This is a genomic window from Streptomyces sp. NPDC051243, from assembly GCF_044455405.1.
Taxonomy (GTDB): Bacteria; Actinomycetota; Actinomycetes; order Streptomycetales; family Streptomycetaceae; genus Streptomyces.
Genome location: NZ_JBITES010000017.1, coordinates 173412 through 195925, shown reverse-complemented (window position 1 = coordinate 195925; position 22514 = coordinate 173412). Strand labels below are relative to the sequence as shown.

21 protein-coding genes are annotated in these 22514 nt (G+C 72.2%); 5 read left to right on the top strand and 16 right to left on the bottom strand.

The annotated features are described in order from the left end of the window. Window positions 1–79: 79 nt before the first annotated feature. Together ACIBAG_RS36335 and ACIBAG_RS36330 are read right to left on the bottom strand one after the other, a co-directional pair. Window positions 80–1582, bottom strand: coding sequence for a metallophosphoesterase family protein (locus ACIBAG_RS36335; protein WP_399111191.1), 1503 nt, complete (start codon window positions 1580–1582; stop codon window positions 80–82). Window positions 1583–1664: 82 nt separating this feature from the next. After that, a complete protein-coding gene (locus tag ACIBAG_RS36330) occupies window positions 1665–2546 on the bottom strand; it encodes an MHYT domain-containing protein (RefSeq protein ID WP_399111189.1) in 882 nt (293 codons plus the stop codon). Between the two features lie 343 nt (window positions 2547–2889). Between ACIBAG_RS36330 and ACIBAG_RS36325 the strand changes: the two genes are divergently transcribed. Both ACIBAG_RS36325 and ACIBAG_RS36320 read left to right on the top strand, forming a co-directional pair. Beyond that, window positions 2890–3786, top strand: a complete 897-nt coding sequence (locus tag ACIBAG_RS36325) for an arginase family protein (RefSeq protein WP_399111188.1) — start codon at window positions 2890–2892, stop codon at window positions 3784–3786. A 129-nt stretch (window positions 3787–3915) separates the two neighbouring features. Then, window positions 3916–5127, top strand: coding sequence for an SLC13 family permease (locus ACIBAG_RS36320; protein ID WP_399111187.1), 1212 nt, complete (start codon window positions 3916–3918; stop codon window positions 5125–5127). A gap of 31 nt (window positions 5128–5158) precedes the next feature. Here the strand turns inward: ACIBAG_RS36320 and ACIBAG_RS36315 are convergent, their stop codons facing one another. Then, window positions 5159–5956, bottom strand: coding sequence for a DUF899 domain-containing protein (locus tag ACIBAG_RS36315; RefSeq protein WP_399111186.1), 798 nt, complete (start codon window positions 5954–5956; stop codon window positions 5159–5161). A gap of 153 nt (window positions 5957–6109) precedes the next feature. Between ACIBAG_RS36315 and ACIBAG_RS36310 the strand changes: the two genes are divergently transcribed. Continuing rightward, entirely contained in the window at window positions 6110–6940 is an 831-nt protein-coding gene (locus ACIBAG_RS36310) for a transglutaminase domain-containing protein (RefSeq protein ID WP_399111185.1), read from the top strand. A 25-nt stretch (window positions 6941–6965) separates the two neighbouring features. Here the strand turns inward: ACIBAG_RS36310 and ACIBAG_RS36305 are convergent, their stop codons facing one another. The 7 genes from ACIBAG_RS36305 to ACIBAG_RS36275 all read right to left on the bottom strand — a co-directional run bounded on the left by ACIBAG_RS36305 (window position 6966) and on the right by ACIBAG_RS36275 (window position 12910). Continuing rightward, the gene (locus tag ACIBAG_RS36305; RefSeq protein WP_399111184.1) at window positions 6966–7874 is read right to left on the bottom strand and encodes a hypothetical protein; all 909 of its coding nucleotides are present in this window, start codon (window positions 7872–7874) and stop codon (window positions 6966–6968) included. 41 nt (window positions 7875–7915) lie between these two features. Further along, window positions 7916–8059, bottom strand: coding sequence for a hypothetical protein (locus ACIBAG_RS36300; RefSeq protein WP_399111183.1), 144 nt, complete (start codon window positions 8057–8059; stop codon window positions 7916–7918). Between the two features lie 102 nt (window positions 8060–8161). Continuing rightward, window positions 8162–9361, bottom strand: a complete 1200-nt coding sequence (locus ACIBAG_RS36295) for an MFS transporter (protein ID WP_399111268.1) — start codon at window positions 9359–9361, stop codon at window positions 8162–8164. Between the two features lie 200 nt (window positions 9362–9561). Then, window positions 9562–9975: a hypothetical protein gene (locus ACIBAG_RS36290; protein ID WP_399111181.1), complete on the bottom strand. Its 414-nt coding sequence runs from the start codon at window positions 9973–9975 to the stop codon at window positions 9562–9564. A gap of 44 nt (window positions 9976–10019) precedes the next feature. Next, on the bottom strand, window positions 10020–11285 hold the full coding sequence (locus tag ACIBAG_RS36285) for an MFS transporter (protein WP_399111180.1): 1266 nt from the start codon (window positions 11283–11285) through the stop codon (window positions 10020–10022). 124 nt (window positions 11286–11409) lie between these two features. Further along, window positions 11410–12165, bottom strand: a complete 756-nt coding sequence (locus ACIBAG_RS36280) for a dienelactone hydrolase family protein (protein WP_399111179.1) — start codon at window positions 12163–12165, stop codon at window positions 11410–11412. Between the two features lie 124 nt (window positions 12166–12289). Further along, entirely contained in the window at window positions 12290–12910 is a 621-nt protein-coding gene (locus ACIBAG_RS36275; protein WP_399111178.1) for an L-threonylcarbamoyladenylate synthase, read from the bottom strand. A gap of 269 nt (window positions 12911–13179) precedes the next feature. Here ACIBAG_RS36275 and ACIBAG_RS36270 point away from each other — a divergent pair, with 269 nt between their 5' ends. Beyond that, window positions 13180–14712, top strand: a complete 1533-nt coding sequence (locus tag ACIBAG_RS36270; RefSeq protein WP_399111267.1) for a helix-turn-helix domain-containing protein — start codon at window positions 13180–13182, stop codon at window positions 14710–14712. A 125-nt stretch (window positions 14713–14837) separates the two neighbouring features. On the opposite strand, the gene ACIBAG_RS36265 is transcribed toward ACIBAG_RS36270, so the two are convergent. The 6 genes from ACIBAG_RS36265 to ACIBAG_RS36240 are packed head-to-tail and all read right to left on the bottom strand — an operon-like array spanning window position 14838 to window position 20234. Next, window positions 14838–16070: a cytochrome P450 gene (locus ACIBAG_RS36265; protein WP_399111176.1), complete on the bottom strand. Its 1233-nt coding sequence runs from the start codon at window positions 16068–16070 to the stop codon at window positions 14838–14840. Continuing rightward, window positions 16067–17305 carry a cytochrome P450 gene (locus ACIBAG_RS36260; protein WP_399111175.1) on the bottom strand — a complete coding sequence of 413 codons (1239 nt, stop codon included), beginning with the start codon at window positions 17303–17305 and terminating at the stop codon, window positions 16067–16069. Before ACIBAG_RS36260 ends, ACIBAG_RS36265 begins: the two co-directional genes overlap by 4 nt. A gap of 5 nt (window positions 17306–17310) precedes the next feature. Further along, window positions 17311–17940, bottom strand: a complete 630-nt coding sequence (locus ACIBAG_RS36255; protein ID WP_399111173.1) for a GTP-binding protein — start codon at window positions 17938–17940, stop codon at window positions 17311–17313. Next, window positions 17912–18274: a DUF742 domain-containing protein gene (locus tag ACIBAG_RS36250; RefSeq protein WP_399111172.1), complete on the bottom strand. Its 363-nt coding sequence runs from the start codon at window positions 18272–18274 to the stop codon at window positions 17912–17914. Before ACIBAG_RS36250 ends, ACIBAG_RS36255 begins: the two co-directional genes overlap by 29 nt. Then, window positions 18271–18693: a roadblock/LC7 domain-containing protein gene (locus ACIBAG_RS36245; protein WP_399111170.1), complete on the bottom strand. Its 423-nt coding sequence runs from the start codon at window positions 18691–18693 to the stop codon at window positions 18271–18273. Before ACIBAG_RS36245 ends, ACIBAG_RS36250 begins: the two co-directional genes overlap by 4 nt. Continuing rightward, on the bottom strand, window positions 18690–20234 hold the full coding sequence (locus tag ACIBAG_RS36240) for a sensor histidine kinase (RefSeq protein WP_399111168.1): 1545 nt from the start codon (window positions 20232–20234) through the stop codon (window positions 18690–18692). Before ACIBAG_RS36240 ends, ACIBAG_RS36245 begins: the two co-directional genes overlap by 4 nt. A 538-nt stretch (window positions 20235–20772) precedes the next feature. Here ACIBAG_RS36240 and ACIBAG_RS36235 point away from each other — a divergent pair. Beyond that, window positions 20773–22503 carry a fatty acyl-AMP ligase gene (locus tag ACIBAG_RS36235; protein ID WP_399111167.1) on the top strand — a complete coding sequence of 577 codons (1731 nt, stop codon included), beginning with the start codon at window positions 20773–20775 and terminating at the stop codon, window positions 22501–22503. Window positions 22504–22514: the final 11 nt, after the last annotated feature.

Sequence of the window (22514 nt, the reverse complement as noted above, 5' to 3'; positions counted from 1 at the left end):
ATCGGTCGTCGATCACCGGTTACGGCAGTGCCAACCTGCCCGCCGCCGGTGATGTTCCCGTGGTCCCGGTCGGATCCGGTCAGGTCAGGGGAATGATGACCTCGTCCTCGACCGGCGGGTCGACCTCCTGGGCGCGGTTGCCGGTCGCGGCGTAGCAGCGCAGGCGAAGGGTCTCCGGGGTGACGTCCACGCGCAGGAAGCACTTGAAGAACGGCGGGCTGTAGGTCGCCGAGCTCGGTGAGAACAGCTGGGTGTGGATCTTGCGCACGGGGAGGCGGAACCGCTTGGCCCGGTCGGGGCGTCGCCCGGTGCCCAGCAGGCCCGCGACCAGACGCGTGCGCCACGTGATGCGGGCGTCCGGGGCCGGTGCGCGACCCGGCTGGATCTCCAGCCGCTCGGCGACGACAGCCGCCGCCTGCGCCTCGGTGAGGGTGAAGAAGCGGCGCAGGCGCAGCCGGCGCCCGTACAGCGCGCTGTAGAAGGCCAGGGAGTCACCGCGCAGGGGATAGCAGCGGAACTCCTTCTCGGTGACGTTCGCGATGTCGACCCGCGGAATCGTGTGCGTGGCGTGCATGAACGCACCGCCGCCGCCCGACACGAGGTACTGGATGGTCCGGCCGTCCACCTGCACCGGGTAGCGCTGGTAGTTGTGGATGTCGCCGCCGATCGCTGCGACATAGCGGTGGGCGGGGTCGCGGACGATCTCGTCGACGGTACCGCCCCCTTCGATCGCGCAGGGGTGGTGCTCACCGTCGACGTACAGGGGCTGGCCGGTGATGAGGATCTTCGGCCGGGGGTCCTTGGACACCTCGCGCAGCCAGGCTCCCTGCTCGGCGTCGATGGTCCCGAGCAGTCCGGTGTCGATGCCGACGATGCGTACCGGCCCGGCGTCGATCGCCCAGTACGGCCCCGGCTGGACGGCCTGTTGAGCCGGAGCCGACCTCAACTGACGGTCCTGCGCGAGCCGTTGTCCGTCCCCCTTGCGCGGCCGGTGCCACAGCAGCGACCGCAGCCACGCCTTGCCGAGCGGGCGGGGCCTGGCCTCGGGTTCCAGGGGTGGGGCGTCATCGCAGAAGACACGCATGAACGCGCCGAGGTCCTCGTACCAGTCGTGGTTGCCCGGTATCGCGTAGATCGGTGCCTGGTAGTCCCGGTACGGCCGGAAGAACTTGGTGCCGTAGTCGTCGGCGCTGCCGACCGGATAGATCACGTCGCTCGCGAGGACCGCGAACCGGGTGTCCTGACCCACCTTCAGAAAGCCCGGCACGACGGCGTACTGGGGCTCGTCGCCCTCGCCGGTGTCGCCGATGACGAGGAAGGAGAAGCGGTCCGGGTCGTCGCGCCGGATCACCTTGTCGGCCGGTGCCCCGGCGGCCGCCCGTTGCGCCACCCAGCGGCTTCGGGTACGCCCGGTGGGGTCTCCGAACCACGACGCGAGGATGCCGTTACGGGCGGCCCAGAGCGTCTTCGGGTCGAGCCAGGAGATCTTTTCGACCTTGGGCGGCATCAGCCGCTTGTACTCGCCGAGTTCGGTGGCGCCCCAGCCGGCGCCCTCGGCGGTATCACGTGAGGAGTCAGACACGCGTGCACCGTAACAATGATCTAGGCAAGGCCGAGAGGGGGGAGGCGGGCCCGGTGCGTCGTCGGTCCCCCGCCTCCCCGGGTCACCGCTTGCGGGCGTACGGCTCCCGGCGGGGCGGCTCGGCGCCGACGGCGGTGTCCTTGAACTCGCCCCCGCCGCCCGGGCGTTGCCAGGAGGCGCCGCTCGGCTCCCCGGTACGCTCGGAGGTGCCGGACCGGCTCCACTCGCCCTCTCCGAGAACCAGCAGCGGGTCGAACATCACCACCACCCCGGCCAGCAGGAGGAAGATCGCCGGCCCCAGGAGCATGGGCAGCAGGAGCGAGGTGGGCGAGTCGCCGGCCCACGACGTGCCGGTCCCGCCGTGCAGATGCACGCTCACGGCGGCCATGCCCGTGTAGTGCATCCCGGAGACCGCCACCCCCATGACCATGCTGGCGCCGACGCTGGTCAGGAAACCGCGGATGGTGACGGCCGCCCACAGCGCGGCGGTCGCGGCGACGATCGCGATCAGGACCGAGAGCGCGACGGTGAACACGTCGTACCGGATGGTGCCGTCGAGGCGCATCGCCGCCATGCCCAGATAGTGCATGGCTGCCACACCGAGTCCGGTGATGACACCCGCACAGGTCAGCGCGCCCTTGCCCGCGCCCAGATAGCCGACGATGAACACACCGATGCCGACCACGACGACGGCGACGGCGAGGCTGAGGGCAGTGAGTCCCGTGTCGTAGCCGATCCGGGTCTCCTCGACCTGGAAGCCGATCATCGCGATGAAGTGCATCGTCCAGATGCCGCAGCCGATCGAGGCGGCGCCGAGCGCGAGCCAACCCGCCTTCCACGACTGTTCGCCGAGCAGCGTGCGGACGATGCACCGCAGCCCCAGCGCCCCTCCCAGGCAGGCCATCAGATAGGCCGCCACCGGGGTCACCGCACCGTAGCGGAACCCGTCAACCGTGCCTTCCATAAGCCAACTCCCCCCAGAGCCTTGGCCAGTTGTGGAAGGCAAGGTGTACGGGGCCGGGTTGGGCGAAAGCAAGCCTTTACCGCCGGTAGCAGTTGAACTCTGCATCACCGTGGGTCAACTCCGGTCACGCGGAGGTGAGTTTCGGCCAGTCGAGGGCTGGGCCCTGGAAGCCCTGCTATGGGGATGCACAGCCGAGCCGTGAGAGGGCCCAGCCCGCATCCGCCGCGCCCTGCCTCCCACCCGGACACGAGTGGTGCCCGGCCTCCTGGTGTGGCACAGATGGAGTGAGGACGTGAGGACGTGAGGACGGCAGCGGGCAGGGGGACAGGCGGAGGGAGCGGACATGCGGGAAATCGCGATCATCGAGGCACCTTCCGTGCTCGGCCTGCGGCCCTCCGGGGTCCAGGACCTGCCGACGGCGCTGCTCGACGGCGACATGGCGTCCACTCCCGGCGCGGTACGGGCCGGCCGGGTCGAACCACCCGCCTACGACCCGACGAGGGACGCCGGCACCGGGGTGCTCAACCCACAGGCCATCGCGGAGTACTCCACCCGCCTCGCCGACGCGGTCGGCGCCGCCCTGGACGAGGGCCGCTTCCCCGTCGTCCTCGGCGGGGACTGCAGCATCCTGCTCGGCAACCTCCTCGCCCTGCGCCGCCGCGGACGCCACGGCCTGCTGTTCCTCGACGGCCACACCGACTTCTACCAGCCCTCGGCGGAGCCTGCCGGTGAGGCCGCCTCGATGGAACTCGCGCTGGCCACCGGCCGGGGCCCCGGGCTCCTCACCGACCTCGAGGGCCGCGGCCCCCTGGTGCGGGACGAGGACGTCGTGGCCTTCGGCTTCCGCGACGCCGCCGAGTCCGCGCAGGCGGGTATGCAGCCGCTCCCGGCCGGGCTGCACGCCCTCGACCTCGACGCCGTTCGCGCGTCCGGCGCGGGCACTGCGGCACGCCGGGCGGTCGACCGGCTCGCCGCCGGTGCGGGCGACGGGTTCTGGATCCACCTGGACGTCGACGTCCTGGACGACGCGATCATGCCCGCCGTCGACTACCGCCAGCCCGGCGGGCTGACCTGGGACGAGCTGGAGAGCGTACTGCGGACGGCGCTGGCCGACGCGCGCGCCGTGGGGCTCGACGTCACGATCTTCAACCCTCGCCTCGACCCGGACGGCGCCATCGCCGCCCGTCTCGCCGAGTGCCTGCGCCGTGGGCTGTCGGTGCGGAACGCCGCACGGGCCTGAGTAATCTTGGGTTACCCGGATGACCAGGTGGTTTGTGCCACTGCCGCGTTCACCGGACACCCTCGATCTCGAAAGGCTCCGACCCTGAACGGCTCGCTCACGGAAGTACTCTCGGCCGTCCTTCTCGTGATGGTGCTGATATGCGCGGTAGTGCGTCCCTGGGGCCTGCCGGAGGCGGTCGTCGCCGTCCCGGCGGCGGGGGTGGTCATCGCCACCGGGGCGATATCACTTGATCATGCCTCGGACGAGGCCGCCCGGCTGGGGCCGGTGATCGGCTTCCTCGCGGCCGTCCTGGTGCTGGCCCGACTGTGCGACGACGAAGGCTTGTTCCAGGCATGCGGAGCCTGGATGGCGCGCACCGCCGCGGGGAGGCCGCGCCGGCTCCTCGGGCAGGTGTTCGTCGTCGCCTCGCTCATCACCGCGGTGCTGAGCCTGGACGCCACCGTGGTCCTGCTGACCCCGGTGGTCTTCGCCACCGCCGCCCGGCTCGGTGCCCGCGCCAAACCGCACGTGTACGCCTGCGCCCACCTGTCGAACACGGCCTCCCTGCTGCTGCCCGTCTCCAACCTCACCAACCTGCTGGCGTTCGCCGCGAGCGGGCTGAGCTTCACCCGCTTCGCCGCGCTGATGGCGCTGCCGTGGGTGGTCGCGATCGGCATCGAGTACCTGGTCTTCCGCCGGTTCTTCGCGGTGGATCTGGACGCCGGCGCACAGGCACCTCCCTCCGCCGGGCCGCCCGAGGTGCCGCTGTTCGCCCTCGTCACGGTGGTGGGCACGCTGGCAGGGTTCGTGGTGACCTCCGCGGTGGGGATCGACCCGGCGTGGGCGGCCCTGGCGGGGGCGCTGGTGCTGGCCGTCCGCGCCCTGATCCGGCGCCGTACCACTCCCACGGCCCTCGTGCGGGCCGTCGGCCTCCCGTTCCTCGCGTTCGTCCTCGCGCTGGGGATCGTGGTGCGGGCGGTCGTCGACAACGGGCTGGACGGCGCCCTCGGCCATCTCGTCCCCGACAGCACCGGACTGCCCGGGCTGCTGGGCATCGCCGCGCTGGCCGCCGTACTGGCGAACGTGATCAACAATCTGCCGGCCGTGCTGGTGCTCCTGCCGCTGACCGCCGAGGCCGGGCCCGGTGCGGTGCTGGCGGTGCTGCTCGGCGTCAACATCGGCCCCAACCTCACCTACGCGGGGTCCCTGGCGACGCTGCTGTGGCGGAAGATCGTGCATACGCACGACACCGACGTCGAGCTGGGCGAGTTCACCCGGCTCGGCCTGTGCACGGTGCCTGCCGCGCTCACCTGCTCGGTGCTGGCGCTGTGGGGCGCGCTGCAAGTGATAGGAACCTGACTCCGGCAGCCCGGTGCCTGCTCCGGGGGCGTCAGTCGTCGTACTCGTCGGGCAGACGCAAGGCGGGCCCGCCGGCCTGCAGACCCAGCGGCACCGCCCGCCCCTTCGGCTCCTCCCACTCCTCCTGGCGGCCGAGCGCGGTGAGATCGAGGTACGGGATGCCGTAGTGGAACTGCTCGATGCCACGGCCGAAGGCGGAGTAGGTGTGGAAGACGTCGTCCCCGACCCGGAGAAAGGCGCTGATCCCCGGCCAGTCGCCGCGCATCCCCTCCGACCACGGCATTCCCGCCTCCGCGAGCTCGGCCTCGTTGCGGTGGAAGACCTGCACCGGCGCGACCCGCTCGTCGACGGTCGCATGGAAGTCGTAGTTGAAGTCGCTGCCCGCCGAGGAGTACCAGGGGAAGCTCCACCCCATCCGTGCGCGGTACGCGGCGATCTTCGGGTACGGTGCCCGGCTCACCGCCACCAGCGTCGTGTTGCGGGCGTGCAGCTGCCGCAGTCCGCCGATGACGTCGGCCGCGCAGGAGCAGCTCGGGCAGCCGGCGTCGCGGGGTTGCTCGATGCCGTCCGCGTCGATGTCGTACGTCCACATGAAGTGGTGCATGACCAGCTGGGGGCGCCCCTCGAACAGGTCGGGCAGGCTCACCGTCCCGGCCGGCCCCTCGAAGGCGTACGCCTTGTCGACCCGGACCATCGGCAACCGCCGCCGCTCGGCGTTCACCCGGTCACGCGCGCGCGTGAGCTCCTTCTCCGCGGCCAGCAGCTCATTGCGGGCGGCGAGCCACTCCTCGCGCGACACCACGTCCGGCAAGTTCGCCATGGAAGTCATGTCCAGGTCCTCATCGAAGTCATGTCCCGGTCCTCCCACAGGTCTCGTCTGACGAGCAGCCGAATCGACCCCACTCCAGCTTGCGCCCGCCCCCGCCCGCGCCGCACACCGGGCCGGTCCGGATGTCAGAGGGTGCCCCTACTGTGCTCGGCCATGACCCATGACGCACTCGACTACGCGCGGCCAGGCCCCTGCACGACCTTCGACGCGGCACAACTCCCGCTGCTCGAGGGACTGCCGGACGACCCCGTCGGTATCTGCGCCGCCGTCCAGAACCTGGTCATCCAGCCCACGGACGCCACGGCCCTGGGCATCGCCGAGGGCCGGATGCCGGAGAAGAACATCCGGCCGGTCAACGAACTGGTCGCCGCGCTGACCGCGCTGGATCCGGCACCACTGCACCGGGCCCGAACGCCCGGAACGCGGGTGATCGGCACCTGCCGTCACTTCGCCACGATCGCCTGCGCGATCCTGCGGGCGCGAGGTGTCGCATCCCGTGCCCGGTGCGGTTTCGGCACCTACTTCCAGGAGGGGCGCGGCTTCGATCACTGGATCACCGAGTACTGGGACGACGGCCGGGGCCGATGGGTGCGGGTCGACACCGAACATCTCGGCACGGACTTCGTCGCCCGCCCGGACGACCTCGCTCCGGGCGAGTTCCTGACCGGTGGCGAGGCATGGATCCGGTACCGCCGCGGCGTGATCGATCCGCACACCTTCGGCACCGTCGGTACCGAGCACGCCTGGGGGCCCCACGAGATCAGCGGCAACGTCGTCCGTGACCTCGCCGCGCTGTGCAAGCGGGAGACTCTGAACTGGGACGAGTGGGGCCGGATGACCGCGGCGTACGAGGGCAGGACCGGCCCCGACTACGACCGGCTGATCGACGTGGTCGCCGAGGCCTGCGCGGACGACGATCCGTCCGCCTTGATCCGCCTGTCCGCCCACGAGGACCTCGCCGTACCCCGGCACATCACCGGCTGAGGCGGTCGGAAACCGGTCGAGCGCCCTAACGCCTGCGTGCGCTCAGGCGTTTCACCTCCCGCGCGGCCTCGCGTTCCTCCCGCTCGGCCCGGGCCACCGCGTCAGCGGTCGTACGGCTTCGTTCCTCGGCCCGCCGTGTTTCCTGCTCGGCTCGCCGGAGCTCCTCCCGGGCTTGGCGCAGCCGCTGTTCGGCGTCCGACAGCTGCTGCTGGGCCTGATCATGGCGGTCTTGGGCCTCCTGCAGCGCGTTGTCGGCCTCGGCTTGTTCGGCGCGTCTGTCCTGCAGCCGGCGCGCGGCCTCTTCCGCTGCTCTGTGTGCCTGGTCGAGCTGTTCCTGCCGCTGCCTCCGCCGCTCGGCGAGTTCGTCCTTCGAGCTGGTTCGCGCCGACGGGGCCGGTGCCGCTGGCGTTGCCCGTGCCGCTTTCGTGCTCGGTTTTCGCGGGGCGCCGGCCACCGGAGCGATGTCGGCGGGAAAGTCCGACGGCGGGGTGAGGGCGCCCGTCAAGCGGCCGCCGGCCCAGCTGTCGGCGGCCTCCGGATCGGCGAGCACGGCGCGCAGGGTGGACTCGACGTCCTGCCGCACCGCGGCCGACAGGGGGTGCCCGGCCTGCCGGGCCAACTGCGCGGCCTGCTGGGACAACGCGGACACCATGCGCCGACGCCGGTCCGCCAGCTCCTTGATGCCGGCGGCGTCCAGCGAGTGGTACGCCTCGCGCAGCGCGGGTCCCAGTTCCAGCAGCCGGCGGCTCTCCTCCGGCTGGGAGCGCAGCAGCAGGTTCGCGGCCCAGGCCGCCAGTGTGGGGCGGCGGGCAGCGCCGATACGGCGGGCATCCTCGCCGTGGCCGGCCGACTTGGCCGCGGCCGCCGTCTGCGCACGGCGGGCGACGAATTCGGCGGGAGGCGTGACGTAGAGCTCGTCGAGCACCGCCTCCACGTCGGACTGCCCGCCGCCTCTCGCTTCCCCTTTGCGCCTGCTCAGGGTCCCCACGTCCCCCGCCGAGCCAGGAGGGCCCGCTCGGTCCCGGGATCCCATCCGGCCAGGGCATCCCCGCCGGCCAGGACGGCCGTCCCGCCGCCGGCCCCGCACGGCAGGCAGACGATCACGCGGTACTCGGACATGGCACCAGCCTCACCCTCACCCGGTGACCCCGCACCCCGGACCTGCCGATCGGCGGCCGACGCGGCGGGCAAGGTCCCCCGCGCAACGCGTGCGGGTGGGCGTCACCAGGACCGGGCCGTCCGCCGCCCCGGCGACCCGGCCTGCTTCGCGGCGACGGCCATGACGACGGTTGAGACCAGGACGATGCCGGCGCCCACGTAGAGCGGTGCCGTGTAGCCGAGGCCCGCCGTGATGGCCAGGCCTCCGAGCCAGGCGCCGAGGGCGTTGCCCACGTTCGACGCGGACACGTTCGCGCTCGCGGCCAGTGCCGCACCATGGGCGAAGTCGGTCACCCGGGTGATCAGGCCCGGCACGCCGGCGAACCCGAACAGTCCCATCAGAAAGGTCAGGACGACCGACGCGGTGGCGCTGGCGGCCAGCAGACCGAAAACGGCCAGCGTGACGGTGAGTCCGAGCAGGGAGAGCACCAGCGCGCGGTCACGGTCACCGTCCGCGGCGCGTCCGCCGATCAGGTTCCCGACGACCAGACCGACGCCGTACACCATGAGCAGCCAGGCCACATCCTCCGGGGAGAAGCCGCCGACCTCGGTGAACGTGTAGGCGATGTAGCTGAACGCGCCGAACATCCCGCCGTAGCCGAGCGCGGTCGCCGCCAGGGTCAGCCAGACCTGCCCGGACCGGAAGGCACGGAACTGGGCACGCAGGCCACTCGGCGGTATCGGGTCCGAGCGCCCCGTCGGCAAAGGCGCCCGGCCCGCCCGGGCGGGTACGAGGACGGCGATTCCCGCGAGTGCCAGGACGCCGATCGCGGTCACCGCCCAGAAGGCCGCCCGCCAGCCCCACCGCTCCCCGACCAGCGCGCCGAACGGCACGCCCAGCACGTTCGCGACCGTCAGACCGGCGAACATGACCGCCACCGCCCGGGACTTCCGCTCCGGCGCGACCAGGCCGCGCGCGACGAGCGAGCCGATGCCGAAGAACGAGCCGTGGCACAACGCCGCCACGAGCCGTCCGAGGAGCATCACGGGATAGCTCGGCGCCAGTGCGGACAGCAGATTGCCGACGACGAACAGCGCCACGAGACCGACCAGGACGCTCTTGCGGGGCAGCCGTGCCGTCGCCGCGGTCAGCGCGATCGCGCCGATCGCGACACTCAGCGCGTACCCGGAGATCAGCCATCCGGCGGCTGCCTCCGACACACCGAGACTCGACGCCACCTGCGGCAGCAGCCCGGCGATCAGGAACTCCGTCAGGCCGATGCCGAAACCGCCCAGTGCCAGGGCGACGAGCCCACCCGGCAGCCGCCGCTGTGCGGTCGCGCCATCCCGCTGAACAAGCCCGGAGCCGCCGTCGCTCACCGGAAGTCCGTGTCCGTGCTCGGGAATTCGCCCATGGGCCCACCCTCACCGCCTCTGACGGCTCCGTCGATGGACAAAGATCGACGACGCTTGGACGAATGTGAGAGCGACGACTGCCCCATGGGCATGCCGCCACGCGTCGGCTAGACCTGGATCCACCGCCGCAGCGCCTCGACGGTGTCCTCCGGTGACGTGTTGAAGCACAGCCGGATCCCGGGCGCCTCCTCGGTCAGGACATTGACCAACCGCTCGAACAGCAGGGTGTTCTCCGGCAGCATCCGCACACCCCCGCCGATCATCGCCAGGCCGAAGCTGTGCTCCCGAAGCCGCTCGCGGACCGTGGCCTCGGCGCCGTCGGGAGAGACGCCGACGAGGCAGGGCACGGCATCGAACCCCGCTTCGATCAGCGCCGCGTTCGCCGCTCCGATCCGAGCGGTGAGCACGGCCTCGTCGACACCGTCGGGCATCCGGCTGTAGTCGAGCGCGCTCGGATGCAGCCCGATGGACAGCACCTTCGTGCCGACCGGAAGCGCGGTCGAGGTCCTGGGTCGGCTCATGGACGTGCCCTCCCTGTGCGCGGCATGGTCATCTTCCCGGTGTATCACGGAAGTTGGCGTCGCCGCCTCGTGGCCTGGCCGCTCGATCGGCCAACGGACGGCTGAGCTCTGTACGCGCTCATGCCCTCGCCGGCCACCGGCCGTCGAAGGAGATAGGCCGCCGCGCCCGAGACCAGGACGGTCATGCACGCGATGAACACCAGCCCCGCGTTCTCCAATCCGATCGGGCCGGTCAGCAGACCTACACCGATCACCGGCACCGAGATGCCGCCGTAGGCCACCACGAACAGCGTCGAGATCACCGCCGCGCGGTGATCCGCCGGCGACGCCTGCGCCACCGCGGCCAGCGCCCCGCGGAACGCCAGCCCCTGCCCGATCCCGCCGACGAGCGCGCTCAGCACCACCAGTGACATCAGATCCCAGTGCAACGCCCCCGCGAGCAGCGCCAGCCCGGCGAGGAGCCCGGCGCAGCCCAGCGGCAGCGAACGGCTCACCCCGACGGGGCCGACGGCCAGTTGACCGGCGGTCGAGGCGAAGAAGGCCAGCGCGACGACCAGCCCGCTCACGGCGTGGTTGTCCACGTCCAGGAACTCGGCGAGGAACTCCGGGCTGACCGACGTGAACACCCCGAACAGCGCGAACCCCACGAACGAGGCGATCGCCGCCGGCCCGAACACCGCCCGCACACTCGCGGGCAGAGCGGGCCGCCGCGGCCGCACGGTGCTCAGCGGCCGCCGCTCCCGCACGGTCTCCGGAAGCCGCCACAGGACGGCGGCCGAGCCGGCCACCAGGGCCAGATGCACGACGAACGGCAGGTACAGCGGCCAGGCGGCGTACTGCGCGAGCAGCCCGGCCAGCAGCGGACCACAGCCCAGCCCGCCCATGTTGGCGGCCGTCGCCACGAACGTGGCCCGCGAGGCGCCCCCGTGCGGCGCCAGCTCCATCACATACGCCGTGGCGGCCCCGGTGAACAGGCCGGCGGACAGCCCCGACAACAGCCGCCCCGCGTACAGCCAGCCCAGCCCGGTGGCGCACAGGAAGCAGACGGCACTCGCCGCCGCGCACCCCAGACCCGACGTCAGCACCGCACGCCTGCCCACCGCGTCCGAGGCATTGCCCACCAGCAGCAGCACGCCGATGACCCCGAAGGCGTACACGGCGTACACCACGGTCACCGTCAACTCGGAGAACCCGAACTTCTCCTGGTAGAGGGGATACAGGGGCGTCGGCAGAGTGGTGCCGGCCATGCACACGGCGAACACCGCCCCGCTGAGCACACACTCCCGCCACCCTCGCCGCTCACCGTCCACGCCGCCGACGATAGTCCCGCACGCGGCGTCGGCCCGGACCGGCACGCCACCGGTCCGGCGGAGGCGGCCGAGGGCCGGATGACCACGGTGGAAGCCGACGGCCCCGGGGACCGGCGCGAGCGGCTCAGAACGTCCGCTTCAGCAGATCGAGCAACGCCGCCCAGTGCCGCTCCGCCGCGGACTCGTCGTACGCGGCGGTGTCGGCCTGGGTGTAACCGTGGTGGGCGCCCTCGTAGACCTCGTACCGGTGGCGGACCCCGGCCGCGGTCAGCGCGGCGGCGAGGCGGTCCATCTGCTCGGGCGGCATCGAGGGGTCGGCGTCGGCGTGCCCGAAGTACAGCTCCGCCGTGACGTGTTCGGCGACCAGGTGCGGGCTGTCCGGCGCGTCGGTCGCCAACTGCCCGCCGTGGAAGCCGGCCGCGGCGGCGACCCGGTCCGGGTAGGCACCGGCGGTGCGCAGGGCGAGCCGCGCACCCATGCAGTAGCCGGTGAGGGCGACCGGGCCGTCGGCGACCTCGGGCCGCTCGGCCATCCAGCGCAGATAGGCGCCGGCGTCCCGCATGGCGAGCTCGGGCGTCAGGGACCGCATGACCGGGACGATCTTCTCCCAGAGCTCCGGCCGCGCCGCGGGGTCGATGTACTCGGGCAGCTCGAAGACCGGGCTGCGCCCGTGCCGGTAGAAGACGTTCGGCACGAGGACCGCGTAGCCGGCCTCGGCGAGCCGGTCGGCCATCGACCGCAGATGGGGACGCAGCCCGAAGGCGTCCTGGTAGAGGAGGACGCCCGGCCGGGGCAGACCGTCGCCCGGATGGGCCAAGTAGGCGTCCGCCACGCCGTCGTCGGTGGGGACGTCAACGTCTGTTGCCTGTACGGAGGTCATGGGGGTGCCTCTCTGCGCAGTCCACGGCGAACCAGATCGCCGACCCGGCGGAAGCGGGCCGCACGCATGGTCGCACGCACCCTGCGGACGGACCCGCGGCACCCCCTCCCCCTTGGGGACCGCTTTACTCGAACCGGGAGGTGTCGCCCGCACCCTTGCGTACGATCTCGGCCTCCCCGGACGAGAAGTCGATCACTGTGGTCGGCTCGGTGCCGCAGTCCCCGGAGTCGACCACCGCGTCCAGCACATGATCGAGCCGGTCCTTGATCTCCCAGCCCTGCGTCATCGGCTCCTCCTCCTCGGGCAGCAGCAGGGTGCTGGACAGGAGCGGCTCCCCGAGCTCGGCGAGCAGCGCCTGGGTGACGACGTGGGCGGGAATGCGCACACCGACCGTCTTCTTCTTCGGATGCTGGAGCATGCGCGGCACCTCCTTCGTCGCGGGCAGGATGAAGGTGTAACTGCCGGGCGTCGATGCCTTGATCGCGCGGAACACGTCCTTGTCGACCAGCACGAACTGGCCGAGCTGCGCGAAGTCCTGGCAGACGAGGGTGAAATGGTGCCGGTCGTCCAGGCGGCGAATGGTCCGGATCCGGTCGATGCCGTCACGGCTGCCCAGGCGGCAGCCCAGCGCATAGCAGGAGTCCGTCGGATACGCGATCAGCGCACCGGAGCGGACGCTGTCGGCGACCTGGGCGATGGTGCGCGGCTGAGGGTTGTCGGGGTGCACGTCGAAGTACTTCGCCATTCGTCGAGCCTATGCCCTGGAGGCCCCGGGGCCGCGCATGCCGGCGGAGCGCGGTCCCGCGCCGGGGCGGCCGCGACACAGGCAACGTCGGTAAGTACCGGCAGGCACCCGCCCGCCCCACGGCCTCCCCGCCCGAACCGGTCGGGATGAGCGTCGCATCACGGGGAACCCGGTCCCGATGCGAACGACGGCGTACCGAGCCGTATGGGTGAGGTAACGTCCCCGAGCGGTACGTCGTGGATGAGGCGCAGGACGAGGTGAAGGCCGAAGTGGCTGGCGGAGAGGACGGGGTCCGGCACGCGGGGGTGAGGTGCGCCGACGGCTCGGCGTGGGCCCAGGAGTTGCTGGACCACCTGCGGCCGACGGGGCGCGATGTGCGCCGGGTCGTCGCCTGGCTCGCGGACGCCGTGCAGGGCGTCGCCGCGCTCCAGGACCCCACCGGCACCCTCGTCGCCGGCACGCTGCCACCCCTGGACGACCACCTCGTCGACGCCGTCGCGGCCGGCCGCATCGCCTCCGCCGCCTGGGAGGGCCAGGGCCGTCATCTGCGCCTGATCAGAGTGTCGTACCCGAACCCCGCCTCGGCGGGCGTCCTCGTCGTGTCGCGCGAGACGCCCTTCGACCGGCGCACCGCCGACATCGTCACGCACACCGTCCAGGTCATCGAACTCCTGCTCAAGGCGGGCGAGACGACCGCCGCGGGCCGCCGGCTCGAACAGGCGACGTCCGATCTGCGCCTGGCGATCCTTCAGCTGCTGATGGTGGAGGACACCGTCTCCGCGCGCCGCGTCGCCGCGGGACTGTGGCCGGGTCTGCTCGACACGGACTCCGCCTGCGTCTACGTCGTCGAGGGCACCGCCGAGGACCGCGACCGGCTCGCCGAGGAGTGCGTCGGCGTGACCGGCGAGCGGGCCCTCGTGGTGCTCTGCCCGGCGGTGGACGAGCACGTGATCGTCGTGACGCCCGGCGAGCCGGAGGCCCGCCGACTGCGCTCCCTGATCGGCCCGCGCCCCCGCACCTTCCTCGGCGGCAGCGCCCGGCACAGCCTGGCCCGCACCGCCACCGCGTACGGGCAGGCCGTGAGCGCCCTGGCCGTCGCGCACTTCCGTCCGGACAAGGCCGCCGTCTACGCCGAACGCACCCACCCGGAGCGGCTGATCGACCCGGCGCCACTGCGCGCCTGGACGGACGGTCTGCTGCGGCCGCTCGACACCCTGCCGCACCACACCCGCGCCGAGCTGCTCGCCACCACCCGGCTCGGCCTGGAGTTCACCGCCGTGAGCGCGGCCAAGGTCCTCGGCGTCAGCCGGAACACCGTGCGCGCCCGCATGGAACGCGTGGAAGCCCTGCTGCGCACGGACTTCGCCGACCTCACCGCCCGGGCCGTGGTCCACCTGGCGCTCAACATCCAGGTGAGCCTGGCGGACACACCGGCCGAGACCCGCGCCCCGCAACCGGCGCCCGACTCGCTGTGCGAGCTGCTGTCGGGGCCCGCCATGCGCACCTGGGCCCAGGACCTGCTCGCCCACCTGGACAAGGACAGCCGCGACCTGCGCCGCACCCTGCGCGCCTGGATCGCCGAGGGCGGCAACGCCGAACGCGCCGCGCAGCGCCTCGGCGTTCACGCCCAGACGGTCCGCGAGCACGTGCGCAGGGCGGAACCCGTCCTCCAGCGGCAGCTTCTGGCCGGCGGCACCGACCTGTACGAGGTCGTCCTGGCCCATCTCGCCCTGGGCGACCTGGAACCGCCCGCACTTGAGGCAGCCAATTCGGGCCTTCCGGACTCACCTGTGCACAGGTGAGTCCCGCGGGCCCCGCAGCGGGCATCGACGCGATACCCAATCCCCCCGCGTAGACGTAAGTTCGACCTGCCGCGGGGGCACGCGACCGGAACGGGGGACCGGTCGCGTCCCCGCACCGCAAGCCCTCAGGCCCGCAGCCGCACGGGGATCTCCTGCCAGCCGAACGCGATGAACGACGGCACCTGACGCAGCTCTTCCGCCCCGACGGCCAGCTCCAGGCCGGGGAATCGGCCGAAGAGGGCGGGCAACGCCGTCAGGGCCTCGACGCGGGCCAGCGGGGCGCCGATGCACCGGTGCACACCGATCCCGAACGCCAGATGGTCGTCGGCCCCGCGCGACGCGTCGAAGCCGTCCGCGTCCGGCCCGTAGTGCGCGGGGTCCAGTCCGGCTGCGGCGTACGTCGTGATGATCGCGTCCCCGGCCGGCACCGTCACGTCCCCGACCTTGATGTCGCCGACGGCGAAGCGCAGGGGCAGTGACGCGATGGACGGGTGCACCCGCAGCGTCTCGTCGATCACCGCGTCCCAGCCGATCTCGCCGGACCGCACGGCCGCCAGCTGCCCGGGGTGGGTCAGCAGGGCGACGACCGCGTTGCCGATGAGGTTGACGGTCGTCTCGAACCCGGCGCCGATCACCAGCAGCAGCGTGTACAGCAATTCCTCGTCGCTGAGCCGGTCGCCGTCCTCGTTGCGCACCCGGATCAGCTCGGTCGTCAGATCGTCCCCGGGGTGCTCGCTGCGGTGCGCGATCAGGGCGGGCAGCACCGTTGCGATCTGCTGCTGCACGAACGCCGCGTGCTGCGGACTCGGGTCGGAGGTGTCCATGATGGCGGCGATGAGCGTCCCGGTCGCCTCCGTCAACTCGTCGGGCACACCGAACAGTTCGCAGATCATCCGCATCGGCAGGGGGTGGGCGAACCCGGCCTTCAGATCGACCACCGCACCGCTGTCGTCGAGGGCGTCGAGCAACTCCGCGGTGATCGCCTCCACCCGAGGCCGCATCAGCTCGGTACGCCGCTGGGTGAAGCTCGGCGCGACCAGCTTGCGCAGCCGGGTGTGGTCGGTGCCGTACGTCGAGAGCATGTTGACCACGCCGACCCAGCCCAGGATCCAGCCCCAGGAGGGGTGTTCGCCGATCTCGGGCCACAGCCGCCAGTGCCGCCGGGGATCCTTGCTGACCCGCGGGTCGAGGATGAGCTCCTTGAGGGTGTCGTAACCGGTGGGCGCCCACGCGGGAATGCCGCCGGGCAGCTCCACCGGCACGATCGGGCCGAGGGCGCGCAGCCGGGCGCTCTCGCCGGCGATGTCGGCGCCCAACGGGTCGATGGCGAAGCGTTCGGTGCGGTCGGTCACGGTCACGACGGAACTCCTGGCTGGTCGGGGGAGCTGGGACTGAACCGGACGGGCAGGGAGGTCAGCGAGCGGTGGAAGGGGCCGGGCCGCCAGGTCAGGTGGGCGCGCGGCAGGACCGGCTCCAGGTCCGGCAGCCACTGGGTGAGCCGCTCGATCGCCTCGGTGGCGATGAGCAGCGTGTGCTGCCGGACCGGGCAGGCGTGCGGGCCGGCCGACCAGGACAGGTGGGAGGCGTCCTTCGGGTGCCGGCCGCTGGTGATCTCGCGTTCGGAGAAGTGCGCGAGCGCTCCGTAGGAGATCACCACCGGCACCGCGGCCCTGATCCACGTGCCGTGGAAGGAGACCGGGCCGCGGGCGTAGTGGATGCCGTAGTTGGCGAGCGGTGTCTCGTGGTGGAGCACTTCCACGACCGCATCCATCACGGGGCGGGCCCCGCTGGTGAGGGTGGAGTAGTAGAGCGGGTTGCCGAGGATGCGGGAGAGCGCGTTCGACACCAGGTTGGCGGTGGGCTCGTGCCCGGCGCCGAGGGTGAGGAACACCTGCCAGGTGACCTCCTCGGCGGTGAGCCCCGCGGGGTGGTCCAGCAGCCAACTGGGCAGGTCGTCGCCGCGCCGCTCGGCCTTTTCCGCGATCAGCTCCAGTACGTAACCCCCGAACTCTGCCTCGCCCTCGGCCGCTTCGGCGCCGCCCTCCATCATCTTGCCCAGCGCCCCGTCGAGCCGGTCGCTCTGGCTGTCCGGCAGTCCGAAGAGGTTGTTGAAGACCAGCGCCATCAGCGGCCGCGCGAACTCGCCCACCAGATCGGCCTCGCCCTTCGGACCCATCCGGCCCACCAGGACCCGCACCGCGTGGTGCACCCGTGCCCGCAGGTCGTGCGGCTCGATCCGGTCGAAGGTGTCGATCAGCGAGGTGCGGTACCGGACATGGGCCGGGCCGTCGGCGAACAGCGTGTTGGGCCGCCAGCGCATCATGCCGAGGACCGGCGAGTCGTCGGCGACCGTTGACTCCCACGGCCGGGGGTCGTGCGAGAACCTCTCCGTGTCGTGCAGCAGATCCAGCGCCGCCCGCCGGTCCGTGACGACATACGCCGGCACTCCCGGTGCCAACTCCGCCCAGCCGACCGGGCCCTGGGCGCGCAGGGCGTCGTAGTAGCGGTACGGATCCAGTGCGAAACCGTCCTCCCACAGGCGCACGGGCGCGGAGCGGGAGAAGGCCTGCCGGTCGGGGGAGTGGGTGGTCATCCGGGTCACCGTCCTTCCGGAGCGTGACGGTCGATCAGGTGCTGGACCAGAGCGAGCAGCGCGTCGACGCACGAGTCGGCCTCCCGCGCGTCGCAGGTCACCATCGGCGTGCACGCCTCCAGGTCCAGGGCGGCGCGCACCTGTTCCTCGGTGTGGTGCCGGGGCGCGTCCGGAAACGCGTTGAACGCGACGGCGTAGGGCAGCCCCGTCTCCTCCACCAGCCCCAGCACGTCGAACGACGCGTCGATCCGACGGCTGTCGACCAGGACCAGGGCGCCCAGCGCGCCGTACGCGATGTCGTCCCACAGCGCCCGGAACCGCTCCTGTCCCGGCGTGCCGAACAGGTACAGCACGACCCCGCCGGGCAGGCTGATCCGGCCGAAGTCGACGGCGACGGTGGTCGTCGTCTTGTCCCGCACCCCGGCGAGATCGTCCACGCGCGCGGACGCCTCGCTGAGCGGCTCCTCGGTGTGCAGGGGCCGGATCTCGGAGACGGATCCGATCAGGGTCGTCTTGCCGACGCCGAACGGGCCGGCGACGAGGATCTTGACCAGGTCCCGCGCGGTGTCGGGGAGGTGGATGTCCTCGGTGGGGCTCGGGGGAGCGCTAGGTGTGCTTGAGGGCGCGAAGGCCATCGGCCACTCTCTTCAGCAGGTCGGGGTCGAAGCGCCCGGCGGGCGGGATCGGGGGACGGGACAGAACCAGGTCCCGGTCGATGAGCTCGGCCGCCAGCACGCGCACCGCGGACACCGGCAACCGCAGCAGTGCGGCGGCCTCCACCACCGTCAGCGAACCTTCGTCCAGGGCGTCCAGCAGGGCGAGTTGGGCGGCGGGCAGTCCGGCGGGAGGAGGCGTGCGGGTGCCCGTGAGCACGGACAGCCGCTCCAGGTGGGACCGGCTGGGCCGGGCCACGCCGCCGGTCGACAGATACGCCGGGACCAGCGGGCGGCCGCCACGCCGGCCGGTCATGCCGGCGCGCCGCCGTCGGCACCTCGGGGCGCGGCGGCCATCGCCTTCTCGCCCAGCCGGGCCACCTGCGAGTGCACCCGGTGCGCGAGCAGATCGAGGCGCACCTCCTGGTCCCCGTACGCGGCCACGCACGTGCCGTGGTCCGTCGGCACGATCAGCACATAGCCGTGGTCCGACTCGATGACCACCTGCCGCACCTCGGCCCGCTCCCGGTCCGCGAACGCCGCCGCCGCGGTACGACACGCTCCCTGCACGGTGCTGGTGATCGCGGCCACCCGCTCCGCCGACGGCCGGGTGAGGGCGTCCGTGTACCCGGTCACCAGCCCGTCCCGGGTGAGCAGTACGGCGGCCACCACGTGCGGCACCTGCAGGATCGGTTCGAGCGCCCACGCGGTGTCTCCTGCATCGCGGCTGGTCATCGAGCCGTTCCCCCTTCATGGTCGCTGTGATCGATGTGGTCGGCGGTGCTCTCGCCCCGCTCCCGCCTCGCCCGGACGGTTTCCGGTACGGCCGTGGCGGCGTCGCCCGTGCGCTCGCCGGCCGACGACCGCGCGGCGGACGTCCCGGCCTGCAGCGCGCCCAACGCGGCGGCGGCCCGCTCAGGGCTGCGTACGTCGGGCCGTGGTGCGGGCGTGTCACCGGATGCCGCGGTCACCCGGGTGCGCCGCCGGCGCTGGGGCAGCCCGCCGACGTCGCGCGGAGCGTGATGCCCGGACGCGGAGCCGGAGGCGTCGGGGTCGTGCTCGGCGCCGTATCCGTGGGAGGTACCGGGCGTCTCACCACGGACGCCCGTGTCCTTGTCGTCGCGGGCGCCCATGGCATCGTCATCGCGGACGCCAGCGGATGCTTCGCTGCCGGAGCCGGCGGACGCTTCGTCGTGGGCCGCCTTGCGCGTGGAGCGGGGCGCGCTCGCCGCGGGCGGTCGCTCGACCGGGTCCACACGGCTGAGCAGATGGCTGTCGACCCGCAGCACGGCCCGCACCCCGCCGTACGGGGACGGCGAGGACACGTCCACGCTCAGGTCGAACTGCCGGGTCAGCTGCCCGATCGCGGCGAGCCCCATGCGTGGCGGATCGCCCAGTTCGGTGAGGAGGATCGGCTCGGAACCGGCCACCAGCCGCTGCGCGCGGGCCCGTTCGTCCTGGGTCATGCCGAGGCCCGCGTCGTCGATCGTGACACAGGCGCCGTGGTGGACGTGCTCCAGGTTGACCACGACGTCCGTGTCGGGCGCGGAGTGCCGCAGGGCGTTGTCGAGGAGTTCGGCGACGATGATCGCGACCGGCTCGACGGCGTGGGACACCAGCCCGGTCCCCGCCACCAGGTGGTTGTGGACCCGGACCCGGTGGTAGCCCGCGAGCCTGGCCTGGCCGCCGGTCACCGCGTCCACGAGGTGCGACTCCTCGCGGGCGAGCCCGACCCAGGCTCCGCACACCACGGCGGCGACCTGGGCGCGCCGCAGCGACTGCTCGTTCTCGTGGTCGAGCTGGAACAGCGTGTGGGTCAACTCGGGGTCGTCGTACTGCTGTTGAAGCCCGCGCAGTGCGTCCTGCAGGCGGTACAGGGCTGCCTGGATCTCGCGGGTCGCCCCGCGCATTGCGGCCTGTGCGGCCGCGTCGACCCGGGTGCGCTGCGCGGCGAGCTCGGTGCGCAGCCCGGACAGGACGTGCTCCAGTGCGAGGCCCAGCGGTGTCCCCGAGGTCTCAGGACGCAGCGGACCCGGCACGGCCAGGTGCGGATGCGTCGACTGCCGGGCGGCGGCCGGAAGCCGCTGCGCCGCCAGATGCTCGACCTCGGCCGTCAACGCCTGGAGCGCGTCCTGGAGTCGGTGGCGCAACGCGGCGATCTCGGCCCGCTGCCGCGCCTGTTGCCGCTGTGCGCGCAGCAGCCCACCGCCCAGGGCGAGCGCGGACAGCATGCCGACGGCGAGACCGCCGGTCGCCAGGTCCGGTAATTCGATCATCGAGTCGGTTCCCAGGGGTCGGTTCGGGAGCGGTCGGGCAGGGCTGTGCGGAGGCCATGGGGCGAGGCGCTCGCAGCACAGTACACACCGTCATCGACCGATCTCGCACGGTCGATCGACACTTCGCTTCGAAAGTGCCGGACTCTGCTCGCTTCTGGGTCGACTGTCGGAATTGCCTTACAGAAAGCGGAAGTTGGGGCGATTGGGTGACTGCGGGAGTGCGTCCACCGGTATCGGGAGCTATGGCGTTCCCGTGCACGGCCCGTGTTTCGTCGATCACCTTGAGGACACGTAGGGTTTACCTCCGTTCGGCCCGTCGGACCGAACGGACTTGCTATGGTGCTACTCGCCGGTAGCAAGCCGTACGGCAGCCCTGGGATCGGCCGCCCGGCGCCACGGCTTCTCGGCGGGTCGTCGAGACGACAGGTCCGGCAAGGGGGCCGGACCGACCGAGGTGTCCGCGCGTCTCTCCGACGCGCCCCTCGAACTCCAGCTCCTCGTTCCTCGCCCACCGATCCAGACAGGTGAGACTCGCGACATGGTCCGATCCCTGGTCGATCTGCTGACCACGCACGCTGCGCACCATCCCGGCCGAACCGCCTACCGCTACCTCGTCACCGGCGACGTCGACGGTGAGACCCAGGAGATCTCCTACGGCCGTCTCGCCGACCGGTCCCGGGCCGTCGCCGCCTGGCTGCAGGAGCGCGGCCTGACCGGTGCCCGCGCCATGCTGCTGTACCCGCCCGGCCCGGAGTTCATCTGCGGCTACCTCGGCTGCCTGGCGGCCGGCGTGGTGGCCGTACCGGGCGTCCCCCCGCAGGGCCGCGGGCGCAACCACCGCGCCCTGACCAGGATGAAGCGCCTGATCGCGGACGCCGACGCCAAGGTGATCCTCGGCGGCCGCGAGGTGATCTCGGCCCTGTCCGGAATGGCGGAACTCCTGCCCGAACTCGCCGACATCCCTTGCATCGTCACCGAGGACATCCCCGACGAGGCGGCCGCCGCCTGGCGTGAACCCGACCTGACCGCCGACTCGGTCGCCTTCCTCCAGTACACCTCCGGCTCCACCTCCGCCCCGCGCGGCGTGATGGTCACCCACGGAAACCTGCTCGACAACGAGCGGGTCATCACCGAGCGCATGGGCCACACACCGGACGTCGTCGCGGAGCACGGCCACGAGATGTTCGTCAGCTGGCTGCCCGTCCACCACGACATGGGGCTCATAGGCCCCGTCCTCAACACCGTCTACCTGGGCGTGACCGCCACCCTCTTCTCCCCCCTGCACTTCCTGCAGCAGCCCGAGCGCTGGCTGACCGCGATCAGCCGCTACCGCCCGCACACCAGCGGCGGCCCCAACTTCGCCTACGAGCTGTGCCTCAAGCACGCCACGCCCGGGCTCCTCGACGACCTCGACCTCAGCGGCTGGAAGGTCGCCTTCAACGGCGCCGAGCCCGTCCGCGCCGCCACCCTGCGCCGCTTCGCCGACACCTTCGCCGCCGCCGGCTTCCGCCGTGAGGCCTTCTACCCCTGCTACGGCCTGGCCGAGGCCACCCTGATGGTCACCGGCAGCACGGTCCACACCCCGCCCATCGTGCTCCAGGCCGCCGAGTCCGGCCCGCACGCCGGCCACTGGGACGCGGCGGCCGTCGGCTGCGGCCGACCCGGCCCCGATGTCACCGTCGTCATCGCGGACCCCGAACGGCGCGAGGAACTGCCCGACGGCGAGGTCGGCGAGATCTGGGTGCGCGGCGCGAGCGTGGCCAAGGGCTACTGGCGCAACGCCCTCGCCACCCGCGAGACCTTCCGCGCCACCCTGGCCGGCCACGACGGCCGCTTCCTGCGCACCGGCGACCTCGGGTTCCTGTGTGACGGCGAACTGTTCGTCACCGGCCGTCTGAAGGACCTCATCGTCATCGACGGACGCAACCACTACCCGCAGGACCTGGAACTGACCGCCGAGACGGCCCACCCGGCCCTGCGTCCCGGCTGCACCGCGGCCTTCTCGGTCGACGGCGGGCAGGGCGGACAGGGGGAACAGCCCGTCGTCGTCGCCGAGATCGCCCCGGAAGCGGTGTCCGAGGCGGAGAAGATCATCGACGTCATCCGCAGGGGGATCGGCGATGCCCACGGCCTTTCGGTCCGGGACGTCGTGCTGGTCCAGCCCGGCACCATTTCCAAGACATCCAGCGGCAAGATCCAGCGCCACGCCTCCCGTGCGGCCTACCTGAACGGCACCCTCTCGGTGGTCACCGCGCCCGCCCCGAGCTGAGGAAGCGCCCC

Bases quoted from the DNA above. Each gene is read 5' to 3' on its own strand.
- ACIBAG_RS36255 (WP_399111173.1), bottom strand. From the start codon at position 17,940: ATGGCCTTCGCGCCCTCAAGCACACCTAGCGCTCCCCCGAGCCCCACC.
- ACIBAG_RS36240 (WP_399111168.1), bottom strand. From the start codon at position 20,234: ATGATCGAATTACCGGACCTGGCGACCGGCGGTCTCGCCGTCGGCATG.
- ACIBAG_RS36250 (WP_399111172.1), bottom strand. From the start codon at position 18,274: ATGACCGGCCGGCGTGGCGGCCGCCCGCTGGTCCCGGCGTATCTGTCG.
- ACIBAG_RS36330 (WP_399111189.1), bottom strand. From the start codon at position 2,546: ATGGAAGGCACGGTTGACGGGTTCCGCTACGGTGCGGTGACCCCGGTG.
- ACIBAG_RS36280 (WP_399111179.1), bottom strand. From the start codon at position 12,165: ATGACCTCCGTACAGGCAACAGACGTTGACGTCCCCACCGACGACGGC.
- ACIBAG_RS36245 (WP_399111170.1), bottom strand. From the start codon at position 18,693: ATGACCAGCCGCGATGCAGGAGACACCGCGTGGGCGCTCGAACCGATC.
- ACIBAG_RS36325 (WP_399111188.1), top strand. From the start codon at position 2,890: ATGCGGGAAATCGCGATCATCGAGGCACCTTCCGTGCTCGGCCTGCGG.
- ACIBAG_RS36235 (WP_399111167.1), top strand. From the start codon at position 20,773: ATGGTCCGATCCCTGGTCGATCTGCTGACCACGCACGCTGCGCACCAT.
- ACIBAG_RS36300 (WP_399111183.1), bottom strand. From the start codon at position 8,059: ATGTCCGAGTACCGCGTGATCGTCTGCCTGCCGTGCGGGGCCGGCGGC.
- ACIBAG_RS36315 (WP_399111186.1), bottom strand. From the start codon at position 5,956: ATGACTTCCATGGCGAACTTGCCGGACGTGGTGTCGCGCGAGGAGTGG.
- ACIBAG_RS36275 (WP_399111178.1), bottom strand. From the start codon at position 12,910: ATGGCGAAGTACTTCGACGTGCACCCCGACAACCCTCAGCCGCGCACC.
- ACIBAG_RS36320 (WP_399111187.1), top strand. From the start codon at position 3,916: ATGGTGCTGATATGCGCGGTAGTGCGTCCCTGGGGCCTGCCGGAGGCG.
- ACIBAG_RS36310 (WP_399111185.1), top strand. From the start codon at position 6,110: ATGACCCATGACGCACTCGACTACGCGCGGCCAGGCCCCTGCACGACC.
- ACIBAG_RS36260 (WP_399111175.1), bottom strand. From the start codon at position 17,305: ATGACCACCCACTCCCCCGACCGGCAGGCCTTCTCCCGCTCCGCGCCC.
- ACIBAG_RS36290 (WP_399111181.1), bottom strand. From the start codon at position 9,975: ATGAGCCGACCCAGGACCTCGACCGCGCTTCCGGTCGGCACGAAGGTG.